At 57.6% G+C, this 12142-nt stretch carries 9 protein-coding genes and 1 pseudogene; 6 read left to right on the top strand and 4 right to left on the bottom strand.

Going from position 1 to position 12142, the window contains the following annotated elements; genetic code table 11:
- Window positions 1–8: 8 nt before the first annotated feature.
- Window positions 9–1052, bottom strand: coding sequence for a hypothetical protein (locus AO398_RS28120; protein ID WP_152997421.1), 1044 nt, complete (start codon window positions 1050–1052; stop codon window positions 9–11).
- Window positions 1053–1417: 365 nt separating this feature from the next.
- Window positions 1418–1600: a hypothetical protein gene (locus AO398_RS05260; protein ID WP_152997420.1), complete on the bottom strand. Its 183-nt coding sequence runs from the start codon at window positions 1598–1600 to the stop codon at window positions 1418–1420.
- 178 nt (window positions 1601–1778) lie between these two features.
- Here AO398_RS05260 and AO398_RS27305 point away from each other — a divergent pair, with 178 nt between their 5' ends.
- The 5 genes and pseudogenes from AO398_RS27305 to AO398_RS28755 all read left to right on the top strand — a co-directional run bounded on the left by AO398_RS27305 (window position 1779) and on the right by AO398_RS28755 (window position 9998).
- Window positions 1779–6179 carry a HEAT repeat domain-containing protein gene (locus AO398_RS27305; RefSeq protein ID WP_152997419.1) on the top strand — a complete coding sequence of 1467 codons (4401 nt, stop codon included), beginning with the start codon at window positions 1779–1781 and terminating at the stop codon, window positions 6177–6179.
- A 528-nt stretch (window positions 6180–6707) separates the two neighbouring features.
- The gene (locus AO398_RS29790) at window positions 6708–6911 is read left to right on the top strand and encodes a transposase domain-containing protein (RefSeq protein ID WP_348272348.1); all 204 of its coding nucleotides are present in this window, start codon (window positions 6708–6710) and stop codon (window positions 6909–6911) included.
- A gap of 1059 nt (window positions 6912–7970) precedes the next feature.
- Window positions 7971–8192, top strand: a pseudogene (locus tag AO398_RS29785) (SH3 domain-containing protein); the annotation flags it as partial.
- A complete protein-coding gene (locus AO398_RS05255; protein ID WP_058191043.1) occupies window positions 8187–8462 on the top strand; it encodes a YARHG domain-containing protein in 276 nt (91 codons plus the stop codon). The pseudogene AO398_RS29785 and the gene AO398_RS05255, both read left to right, overlap by 6 nt.
- Window positions 8463–9821: 1359 nt before the next feature.
- Window positions 9822–9998 carry a hypothetical protein gene (locus tag AO398_RS28755; RefSeq protein WP_160329308.1) on the top strand — a complete coding sequence of 59 codons (177 nt, stop codon included), beginning with the start codon at window positions 9822–9824 and terminating at the stop codon, window positions 9996–9998.
- 78 nt (window positions 9999–10076) lie between these two features.
- Here the strand turns inward: AO398_RS28755 and wrbA are convergent, their stop codons facing one another.
- Window positions 10077–10730, bottom strand: coding sequence for an NAD(P)H:quinone oxidoreductase (gene wrbA / locus AO398_RS05240; protein ID WP_058190978.1), 654 nt, complete (start codon window positions 10728–10730; stop codon window positions 10077–10079).
- 562 nt (window positions 10731–11292) lie between these two features.
- Here wrbA and AO398_RS05235 point away from each other — a divergent pair.
- Window positions 11293–11763, top strand: a complete 471-nt coding sequence (locus AO398_RS05235; protein WP_058190977.1) for a hypothetical protein — start codon at window positions 11293–11295, stop codon at window positions 11761–11763.
- Window positions 11764–11812: 49 nt separating this feature from the next.
- Here AO398_RS05235 and AO398_RS05230 read toward each other — a convergent pair whose 3' ends face one another.
- Window positions 11813–12091, bottom strand: coding sequence for a hypothetical protein (locus AO398_RS05230; RefSeq protein ID WP_152997418.1), 279 nt, complete (start codon window positions 12089–12091; stop codon window positions 11813–11815).
- Window positions 12092–12142 lie beyond the last annotated feature (51 nt).

Raw genomic sequence — 12142 nt, 5'->3', positions numbered from 1 at the left:
ACTAATTGTCACTTGACGTCCCGCCTCTCTGTCTGTGTGGTCGTGGTCTTGCTGACTGTATCCATGGACGCTGGCCGTGATACCGCTTCGACAATGTCAGATGGTTCTGCAGTCACATCGATCGCAGGTTCCGCAGCTGCCAAAGTGTGAGCAGGCGACCGGTGGCTGAGCTCCTCACTGTCGGACGTAGCGATCTCAGCCGAACCATCTGTAGCTGGTTCCATAGCGGCTGACCCGTTATCGATTTCGCTTTCTCCAATGTTAAGTACGTCATCCCGAAAAGTTTGGATTATGCCCTCTAGTAGATGTAAGGTATGCCCGAGGTAAGCGGACCTAAACTGTTGAGTCCGAGGCTGCCATCGCCAGCTCTTGTTATCTTTCGGTTGCGGCCTTTCTCTATTCGTCTCGTAAAGTCCGTGTGTCAGTGCAGTTATAACTTCTGCGAGTTGTGTCGTTATTTGTATCTCTAAGGAGATGCGCCTTTCTTGAACATAGTTGTCAATCATCAGTTCCACTGGTAGGCGAAAATAGCAGTGCCACGCATAGTAGCCAAGTTCACTCGCCATGGGATAGTATGTGAATTCTATGTCGTTTTGCTCTGTATAGGCCGCCAGCTTGTTGCATACAAACTCGGGACCATCCATATATTTGCAAACTAATCGTGTCCGAAGAAGGTCATTTATCTTCTCGTACATCGTGCCTATCGTTATTATTCCAGCTTTTGGTGCTGCTGGATAGCGAGTGTTGTTCAGACAATTCGATCTGTAGACCTTGCTCAGTACGCTTACGTACGGCTTTGATACAACTGCTATATCCCCAGGGTCAGAAGGATAGTACAGCAGATGAGAATTACCGTTAGCGTACTCTTTTGCAATATTAGACAGTTCATCTACAATGTTTCTAATGAAGGTGCCTGCCTGTACATTCATCCGCGCTGCTTGTATATTAAACTCATAGATCCGCGATTGCTCGATGGCCGTGTACGAAAAGCCGATCTGATCGCCTTGATTTTCGAAATACTCTTCGATTGTAGGGAGTGGAGGCTTGCTCACACGCTCGTTCCCACTTCGTTGGTCATCGCCGGCATCCGTAACGAGACAGGTTGAGCATCTTAGAGTTTGCTCATATCTACGCAAGCGACGCTGTACCGGGTCGGTATGATCGGGCCGATTCGCAGGGGGGCTACGTCGGTCCAGGATTTTCCCGAGACGAGGTCATTGAGCCTCTGCATTTCCAAAGATAGACAGCATCTGACGGCGATACCGTGCGTTTTCGCGCTCCAATTCATTCATCTTCCTGAATCAATCTAGCTTAGGCCACCGTGATCCTTGCGCGGGCATTAGTAGCTCTGCTCTGAGATGTTCGCCTCCATGCAATCGACGGCGATGCTCTCAGCTTGCGCCGCCTGAACCTCGATCTAGCGCTGCAGCCGCGAAATCTGTTCCGCGGTCGATTCTTGTCCTCGCTTCATCCCATCTTCTCTGGTCCTAGCCGATTCTTTCAACCAGCCCGATCCGAAGCTGGCCTGTCGGGTCAGAATCAGCGCATCCGTCTGCCGTAGCTCGCCAACGATCTCCTCGGGCTTCGGGGGCTTGGCCATCTCATCCGTCCTCCTGGCTTGAAAGCCATACCAAAGGGCGGGCCACTTTAAGCAGGGCGTATGCGGGTAAATTCCAACGATGTCGGACGCCATCCCTTGTTCTCGTCTCGAACCATCGTCACAGTCACGCTAGCCTACGTTCTCATGGACGGCGAACGTCGATTGGAGCTGCTTGTTTATGGCGATCGAGCAGGAGATTTTTGAGCGAACTGCCGTGCCTGGGATCGAGCGGCTTTTTGTCCTCGGTAGCTTCGCGCGGCCCGCCACCTTGTACATGCAGCAGGTCCGGGCCCTTAACCTTATCTTCGCTCTCAACCAGACGCGGGCCCGCGGCTCCCTAGCCGTCGTCGGTGCCGGTGCGGGCGGCGTTACTGCGGCGGCCGCGGCGGCTATTTGCGGCTGGGACGTCACAATTTTCGACCGAATCTCTAATGACGTGCTCTCTCTGGCAGGTTCCGAAACCTCGCAAAGATGGCTTCACCCTCACATCTACGATTGGCCCGAAGAGGGAGCGGAAGAAGACGATGCCGGTCTTTGTATCCTCAATTGGCGGGCGGGAAAAGCTGACGATGTTATCGCTGGCCTTAGATCGCAGTGGAGGAAGATACGTAGCGCATATAATATAGCGGAGCGTCTCGGTGTTTCGGACCTCTCGCTTTCTACAACGGGAGGAAAGCACGTCCTAGCGTGGAACGGACAAGGATCATCCTCAAACGAAGAGGGGCGTTGGGGTGGCCGTACGGATCGCAGGATGCACGTCCAAGATTTCGACTTCGTGATCCTTGCAGTAGGGTTTGGCAAGGAAGAGCCATCGACAGCGTTCCCAATGACGAAGTCGTATTGGGACCCTGACACACTCGGCTCAAATCGTACTAAGGCAGCTGGGCCAGAGAACGTATTAGTCTCCGGGACAGGCGACGGAGGCCTGATCGACGTCCTCCGCCTATCATTTTCAGCATTTCGGCACGAGACAGTTCTTACAACTTTGCGCGAGCGGTGGCTCGGCCCAGCGCGTTTCGCTCAGCTGGTGAATGATGTCAAAGATATCGAAAGTCGCATCAGTAAACTCAGGGCCTCGGGCGAGTCGTACGAGGCACAAATGTACTTATCTTATTCTAAGCTCGCGGATGCGCTTCCCAATCCTGTCGACGCATTCCAAGTGAGGGACGATGTAGTACCTGTACTTACTGGTACTGGCGCTTATCCGCTTTCGCTCGTAGCCGCGCCCGTCAACCGTCTTCTCCTTACCCTGACCAACGCGCAGTTCATTCCTGGCGGACTAACCAGCGTCAAGGGAGAAGAAGGAAATTACCTGGCGCATTTCGCGAAATCAGGCACCCGTCAGTTTGCAACCGTCGTGATACGGCATGGACCGAGGCCGGTCGTAGAGGGACCGTTTCCAGATATTTTTAACCGCTGCAAACCATTTAGGGCTACGGTCGGCACGTCGGAGGATCCCACCCGACGCCCAATGTTTGATGAGGCTTTTGACACAGGCCTTCGCAGGGCTGCAAGTGCAGCGGCGGGGCCAACGGACGTCGGGCCGCTAAACGAGAGCGTGGTCGTTGTCCAGACCGACGATCGGTCAGCAGAGCGGGCGTATCGCAACGTGATCGCCGCTCGTGCCATAAATCAGTCGGAGGAGAATCCCTTACTCGGGCCAATTGCGCCCGATATGCGAGCGGTCGATATGCTGAGGCTTCCGACCGCCGTGGTCCGCAGCGGAGGTGTAGAGCTTGCCAACGCTATACGTCGGGAGACAATCGGCCGAGACTGGTTGCTCACGGGTCCTAACCTCCGTGCCATCGTTGGGCCGCCTGGGTCAGGAAAAAGCTACATCCTCAATTTCTTGGCCAGTGTAGCTGCCGCGGACGAAACTCTATTTCCCGTCATCGCGTCACTGAGTGAGTTCGACGAACTGCCAAGCAGCGATGTACTCGGTTTTATCTTCGACCAAGCGATACAGAAAATTGAAAATTGTGATAGAGTCAGTTTAGGCGGGATTTTTGCGCGACGACTTCTCCAGGGCCGAGTTATTTTCTTGCTTGATAATCTTGATGAAATGACTCCGCAATCCCGCGAACGTTTGATAAAGTTACTTACTGCTGACGACAGCAGAAATCACGTTGTCGTGGCGACCGGAAATTCCCACGATTTAGCCGATCAGGCGCGCTTTTCGATTTACCAAGTCGCACCCCTAGATTCCCGTGAGCTGAGCCGAAAGTTCGATGAGGTCGTTGAGGGATTCGGTGGTCGCATTTCGGGTAAGTGGCTGATCGATGCGTTGAGAGGCTTGCCGAGTTCCGCATTTGGAATTTTGATCGGGCCCACATTTAATACTATTATCGACGCGGTGCGCTCCGAATCATCACAAGGGCGCGCTATGGTCGATGCGCTCGGAAATTTAGCTTTTCAAATCTGGCAATCGGAGCGTGGACATAAAAACAATGCCAATTTTCAAAATTTGTCGGAAAAACGTGGGGACGTCGATGACGTGCCCGAGAATTGGATTGATCTAGCGCGCGAATATAATTTTTTATTGCAAGATATTGATGGTGAACTCAAATTTTCGCACAAGTTGCTCCTTGAATGTTTCGTCGGCAATCACCTCGCTCACTTCGATAACACTGCTGATCTCATTATTGAATTAATGTTCGATACGGCGACGATTGAAACTGAGATTTTGCCCATATGTATCGGTCGGCTTGCAGCACCGTCCCCTATATTCGAGCGGCTGAGGAATTTCCCGGACTCGCTTGACCGCGCGCTGCTTCGCCTGAGGATCCGCGCGCTGCGGTATCTCAGAAGCGTGCCAAGCGCTCCTATTAATGACTTGACCGAGGACCTGATTGCAATCCTGCGTGAGCCGGATACCTTCCCCGGCTCAGCACTGATTGGGTTTGCCGGTTCACTACGAGGTTTGCCGAGCAGCACAGGGGCAATGATTGGTAATGCTCTCTGGCGAGCAGCTGTTCTGGGGGGATCAGATCAACAGGTGCGAACTCTTGCCCTGATGGCCGCTTCCGCTCTTCCGGGTGCGGTTGAAGCCGCGCAATCACAGCTTCAAACGCGTGACGAGGCGCTTCGAGCTGCTGCAGCGGAAGCGCTCGGCGAGCTGAGAGCTTCGGCGGCCGTTCCCGACCTCGTCCGTTCCTATCTCGATTGGCCAGGGCAGATGGTCTTCGAGCCGGCGGTCAAAGCGCTGGCTGCTATCGGTGACGATGCGGCGATTGAGGCTCTCGCCGGCATCTTGAGTTCCTCTGTCTACCAGAATCTGAGATGGCAAGCTGCCCGCGCCCTTGGCACTATCAGAAAACTGGCTGCCATCGCTCCTCTCATCGAAGCCCTATCGGATACGCATGCCATCGTGAGAGCACATGCGGCGTGGGCACTCGGCGAGATTGGTAGTGTCAACGTGCAGGGACAGCTCCGGACCTGCTTACCCGATCTAGACGCGAATGTCCGGGGAAACGCCGCGGAGGCCTTAGGTAAGATCGGAGCCGTCGGCGCGACTGCGGAACTTAGAACCTTGTTGATGGGAGACAGTGAATTTCAGGTACGCGACAAGGCTGCCCAAGCTATGATGATTCTGGATCGGAATAGCCTACTTGCGGACCTGAAGCTAATCGTTACCAACCCTTTTGACCCCTTCCGCAGAGCGTCCGCAAGCCTATTGGTCGAATTAGCGAGCGACGAGGCGCTTCCCGTGCTTACCATCATGGCTTACGAGGCGGAATCAAATGTAAAAGAGGGGGTTGCGGCTGCGCTAAGTTTGATTCAAAGCAGGCCAGCATTGCAGTTACTCATTGAACTTGCGGGCGACACATCTGATAGTGTACGACAAGAGGCTGCCCGCTCACTAAGAAATCATACGGAGTATGAAGCTGTTGAGAAACTGATAGATCTTTTTAGTAGCGATCCCTCTGACGAAGTCAGGGCTAATGCAGCGGAGGCACTTCGCGCTCTGGCAGATCCTCGTTCAAGGCTCCCGCTTGAAGCTGCGGTAAGGGAAGGCGGCCTGCTAAGCGGCTTCGCGGCCTTGGCGCTCGGAAATATTGGTGACGAGGAATCTATTCCGGTTCTGACTATCGCTTGGCGACAAGCAGAGGGATCTCGGAAGTTCATCAAGGATTGGTACTGCTCCGCGATCGGCCGAATTGGGGGACCGAGGGCAGCGGCGTCTTTGCATTCTCTCCTAATTGATGCAGTAGACCGCTCCGAACGAATGGGCTTGGTACGAGCGCTTCAACAAGTCCGATCGTCTGAGGCTACGGCTGCGTTAATTGGATGTCTTGGTGATGCTGACACAATCATACGTAGCATGGCTACGGAAATATTATGGTCTAAATCCAATCGCGCCATAATTGAGGGTATGTCATGGGCCCTCCGGGGAAATGATTGCGGAGCACTCCTTGAGGCGATCAAGATAGCGCCCTACTACGCAAATTCCGAAATAACGCGAGTGATGTCCTCCCATCTTGATGGAAAATTTGATAAAGAGGTCCGCATTGCCCTCCGCTCTATCGCGGAGAGGGAGTCAGCAGTAAAACTGCAATTATTAGAAACAAAACATTCCTAAATTTGCGCGCTCTGACGTGAGTCCACCGGAATGTGATTTAAAACTATGTGTACACCGCGAGATTTGATGCTTCGGCAATCTGTGCCAGGTTGAGCTACGATTAAGCTAAGATTTCTTTTTGCCCCCGTTCAACCGTAGGATAGAGCCTAGCGTGAGCCTTCGGTCCTTGAGGGCGATCGCTATGGCTAGCAGACGCTTTGAGGCCATCAAAACTCAACAGCTGCTGGCAGACTTCTTGAGCTATGGAAGTCTGTTATGGGAGCTGGGGTGCCTCGTCTGAGTGCGGTTCAGCGCTTCGCTAGACGTTACGGCTTCCAGACAACTGCCACTCTCGCAGAGGTATCCCGCTGGATCGAGAAAGCGGCGTACGCATCCGGCTAAGGCCGCCTTGCGAGCGGGCTCGCTAAGGCTGAGGTCATAGGAGTAATCCTAGGACCTTGAACATGACGCAGGCGGGTACCGAACTAGTGAGAGCCGGACCGGGTCGCTGCTGGACGCGGGTGGGGGAGGAGCGGTTGGTCGCCGCAACTGGACCTTCGCCAGCTCGGGCGCGGGCGGCCATCGCGCTGTGAAACTCTACACGCTGATCGAGACCGCCAAGCTCAATGGTGCCGAGCCACAGCCTGGCTATCCGACATCCTCAGCCGTCTGCCCGGCCATCCGGCCCGGCACATCGACGATCTGCTGCCCTGGAGCTGGACCCCGCCTCAACCCAAGCAGATCGTCGCCTGACGCGCTGTCTCAGAGGCCAACGCGGCCTTCACCGGAGGCGTACAAAGCGGCCAACTCGATCGCCAGCGACCATATCAATCGTCAGCCGTGCCTTACAGATTCCAAGGAACAAGACCAAATCTGCACTACAGGACATAGCCTACACACTGCGCAATTAGTCATCCAAAAAGTACGGGTCTTAGAACAATCAGACATACGGCGCCCGCTACGACTGGTCGTACGGATAATATACTGAAGTAAGTTCTGCATTATTTTGGAGATTTGCTATTGAAAGCTGGAAACCATCCTATTATCTGTGCTATACTAACGTTAGAAAGGAGTTGATGTACTTGTCAAATACAAAGATAAAATCCCCTCGGTATCCGCATGTGTCGCTATACCTTGCAAGGCCTGTTGTCAAAGCACTGAAAGAGATTGCCTTGCAGAGAGAGTGCAAGGTGCACGATATTCTTATTCTGCTGGTGCGACGATTTTTAGAGGACAATGGCTATAGCTTCGAAGCGCTCAATGATCACTCAAGCTGATATGTTGTCAGGCTATGCCTGCTATCCTCTGATTCTTCTGTTCAGGTTGCGGCTATTGCGCTTTGGCGATGTGCTGGGTCGTTGTATTTAGCTGAAGCTGCCTTCCAAGGCCGTGCTCGTCGACGTATGGAACGACAGAATTTTGCGGGCAGGTATCAGATGTAGCGCGGTGCCTATGTCCCCCCCTACCCAGTGTCTCGGTCCCAAATCGGTCACACTGCAACGTGGGAAGGGGGCAAAAACCCCTTGACCACTGTGACTACAGGCGCATACGACTCTGCAGGTAAGTGGTTGATGCAAAGGGAATGGTCTGACGCTCCTCCGCAGAGACTCCGTTGCAGTCCATCCAGACGCGTTGCCCTCCGAAGGCAAAGGTCACACGTTCGAATCGTGTCGGGTGCGCCAATTTTCTGAATGACTTAGCAGGGGTCAGCCCTGATGCAGAGACTGGCGGTGTCACCGCATCGGGTCTTCGCCGAGTCGTTTCTCTCCCCTCCGCCTCCGTCTGTCCGCAACCGCGATCCTCGCCTTTGTCGTGGGTTGGCTGGCGCTGGCTCAGGTCCAGCAGGAAGCCTTCAGCTACCCTGTCGGCCTCGATCCCTGCGGCGACAATTTCCTGGCGCTGCGCAGCCTACCGAGCGGCACACAAGGTGTCCGCCTCGCGCGGCTCGGACCCGACACCCTGTTCACCGAGCTTGGCCGTCAGGGCGGCTGGGTCAACATCCAACTGCCGTTCGGGCAGACCGGATGGGTGAGCGCCGGGTCCGTCGGCTGCTGCCGCACGGCCGCGAGCGGTCGCAGCGCGCCGAGCGGATCCGCCTCGCCGTCGTGCGAGGAGCTGTGGTCCGAGCGGAACACGATCTTCAAGGCTGCGGGCTACTACTTCCGAACACCGCAGGCCATTCAGGCGTTCGGCAATGCGGGGTGTCAGTTCGACGACGAGGCCGATGTGCCGCTAACGACACGGCAGCGAGAGCCGGTGGCTCAAATCCGAGCGACGGAGCGACAGCTGGTCTGCGCGCGGTGACTGACTGGCTCGCCGGCCACAGGGCGATGTGCGGGACCGCGAACATCCTGAGGGGCGAGCTGATGCCCCTCACCGAGCACCTGAAGGCGAAGGGCTATCTGAAATGACGAGATGGTTTGCTGCCGGCTCTGTTGCTGCGATGATCATCATGGCGATCTCAATGGGCTCTCCGCCGCCAGCAAGAGCCGCTCAACAGTTCGTTCAGGCGCCTGCCGACGCAGAGGGGTTGCCGCCAAACCCCGTCCAGATTTCGGAGAACCCAGGGAAGGTCTCTCGGAGCAAGAGCGATCAGGAGCGCCGCCAGGCCTGCGAGCGGGACAGGTCGGCGAAGGCCCGTGCCTTCGGCGGCCCATCAGAGACCGCCATCCTGGATCAGGCGATAGAGATGGACTGCCCGAAGTAAGCTGCTCTGATCGGACTGACCCTATCCGCCCCCTTGCGGAAGAGGTGCTGAAAGCGAACGGGTCGTAGGGTGACCTGACCGGCTGGCTTTGGACCGGGCTGATTGAGAGGATCAGCCAGGACCAGAGGCGTTGGGGATCAGGCAAGGACAGATGTTTCTGGACAATGCGCACCCTGGCCGCCTCCTGTGGAGGGCGTGCTGATGGAGGTCGCCCGACGCATCGAGCTGGGCTGAGGCCACGCCTGGCGTCGCCCTGGCTGCCTCTGCGGGCGACAAACGCCATGGTGCATCTGACGCTGGTCCTCGTCGCCGTTAAGCGACGTGAGGGCCCTGGCGACTGAGTGCGAGGCTGACCTTGAGGCCGCCGGTGTCATTGATGCGCGAAGAGGACGGTAAGGGGGCGTGCGGGCGGCTGAGGAGAGCCTAGCTGTTTGGTCGCGGAAGGTTTCCGTCGGTAAGATCGCCCGGCCGATCATGCGGATCAAGGCCGACACGAGGTGCGCGACGGGTATCGGCCTTGTAAATCCTGCAGCGACCTTGACCGCCAGATGGATGCCGCGTGTGGAAAGTGTCGACAGCCGAGCGAGCCGTAGGACTGGCCGTGCTGCCCGGGCATGTGGCGAAAATGTTGAGGGCCGGGACGTTTGTCGACGCGGACCCTCGGCTTGATCGGCGCGTTGAGCGAGATGCACATCCAGCCATCAGCCTCGCCTGACCCCGCCCGTCTCGCCCTGACGGAGTCTGCGCTGGCCGTTGCGGACAGCCTGTGGCGGGCTGAGATGCGCCGAACCTATGGACCCGACGGGGTCCTGACCTACGCCTTCTCTCCTGAGGGACAGGGCGGGCTCGGGACACCGCTGCGCCGAACCTATGAGGCGCGGCGTGTGGCGGTCGCGCTGTGGCGCCACGAACGGCGGCGGGCAAGGTAGCAACTGGCGGAAACCAGAGAGGACATAATGGCCGAGACCGACAAGCCGCAGGGTGAAAGCGTCGTGCCGCCCACGGTGCCGATCCGGAATGTCAACGTGCCTGATCCGACGACGGGCAGCGAGCCTGGGAGCAAAGACCTGGTGAAGCACGCCGAGAGCACGCCCGATGATCCGGACGCGGCGGCTCAGGACGGCTTGGCTTAGACGCACCTCACAAAACGCCCGATCCTCGGGCGTCCCCCTCTGCACAAGACAGGGCAGAGGGCGTTTTGTGAGAGATTTTCAGGGGGCCTTCTGCCGGTTTGGCATTTCTCCAGCTGCGATCAAGGCGCTCGTGATCGCCACCATCCGCCGACCTTGATGGCGGGCCGCATCGAGATCCTCCGTCCGGGGCGGCCGGTTCTCTGAACCGACGATGGCGGACGCGCCATAAGGCGAGCCCGCTTCCAGCATGGCCGAATCGGTGTAGCCGGTCGGCAGGATCACCATGCCCAGATGCGCCATCGGGGCGTACAGCGAGAGCGTGACGACTTCGGATCCCCCGTGCGGCCAGGAAGCCGCCGCGAAGGCACCTCCGACTTTGCCGGCGAGCAAACCGCGTTTCCACTGTGGGCCGAGCAGGTCCAAGTAGTTCTTTAGCTCCGTCGCCATAGCTCCGAAATAGCAAGGTGTGCCGAACAGAATGGCGTCGGCCCACTCGGCATCCTCGTGTGTGGGAGCCGCGTACAAAGCATTCTGCCGGGCGGCACTCTCCGTCCACCCATCGACCTTCGCCATGACTGCCGCGTCGACGACTTCGCGCGGCCTTCGCACGCGTATCTCGGCCCCTGCCTCCCGTGCAGCTTCAGCCGCAGCGGTTGCGAGGGCTTCCACGCTGCCCGTGCGCGAATAGTAGACGATCAGCACACGAGTCGGATTCGGGAAGTTATCAGCCACACCACGCTCCTATGGGTTGACGCCATGGGCTGGCGGTTGCGGGTCGGATGAGACGTTGTGCGCCCCTGCAGGTCTGGCGGAAACCGACGAGGCATCTGCCGCATGGCCGACTGTTCGATGGGAGCTGGCCATCTGGCCGGCCATCAGCACGGTCAGCGCTGCCAGCATGAGACCGGTGCCGCCAATCACCCCGCAGAACATCGGCATGCCGGGACCACCGTGCTGACCGTTTTGACTGGAATGCCGCTCTGCCACTTGGAAACCTCGCTGATCCACAGGTGCGGATCCGAGGGGGCAACAGGTGCTCTACTCAATAGGTCCGTCCCTGTGGCGCCATGGCTCGCAGGTCGATCCGGATCGCAAATCTACAGATGCGGTCCGGATGCTTTTGACGGCCCCGAGCAGGGGGATCCACCAGCAGCCGTGCACGTCTCAAGCAGCTGGTCTGCCTTCGGCGGGTTTGATCCTGCGAGGCGGGGCCCCAGGTTCCGTCTCGGACGAGCCACGGCTGACGGCCATGTGCCACTCGCCGCTCGCCCTAATATAAGCTGGAGGAAACCACATGGCAGCGCATAGCTTCGACCAGAGCAACATCACGTGGCGCACACTCGACTGGCTCGATCACATCGCCTTCTTCGTTTACAAGGTCGATGAGGAGAACCGCATTGTCGACGTGCTTTTCAAGTTCGCTGCCAACCAGCGGGTGATGCTGCACCGGCATCATTGCCCCTACGTCACCTTGGTTATGCAGGGTGAGCTGCGGTTCTATCGTCCGGACGGTACATTGAAGGAAATCCGGCCCACCGGCAGCTTCGTCTCAGGCCCCGCCCATGGCGAGCCTCACGAGGAGGGCGGCGGCGATCAGGACGCGATCGTCTTCTTCAGCAATCGCAACATCGACGATGCGCTCTATGAGTTCCTCGACGCGCACGGGAACACGACCCAGGTGCTCGGAATCGCCGACTTTAAGGCGCAGCTCGAGGCACAGATCGCGGACGGGACAGCTGCGAAGGTCGCTGGTCGCCCCGCCTGATCGAACGTAGCCCCGCAGTTCTTCCGCTGCGGGGCCGGTGCGTCCGAAATCACATGCCGGAGCGGTGCATGTGATGCCGCCGGTGGCGGGTCATGTGTCGCCGTCCCATCATTCCGGTCTGACCACCCATCCGCTTCTGAGACGAGCTCTTCACGCTGCCGGGGTTGTTCATGTTGCCTTCGGCGCTGCCGCCGCCGGCGGGCGTCTGGGCCAGTGCCGCCCCGGTGACGGCGAACGTCAGCACAGCAGCGAGGGCAAGTGTCTTCATCGACATGGCGTTTTCCTTCAGACGGATCGATTCGGTCCGTCTTGGGCTGAACATCACCACGTTCGATATTGTTCAGGCCCTCAACAGATTTGAGGTTATAAATCCTGATGC

The organism is Methylobacterium sp. GXS13 (assembly GCF_001455965.1).
Classification (GTDB): Bacteria; Pseudomonadota; Alphaproteobacteria; order Rhizobiales; family Beijerinckiaceae; genus Methylobacterium.
Note: the sequence above shows the minus strand (reverse complement) of the source record. Positions and strands in the feature narration are given on the sequence as shown.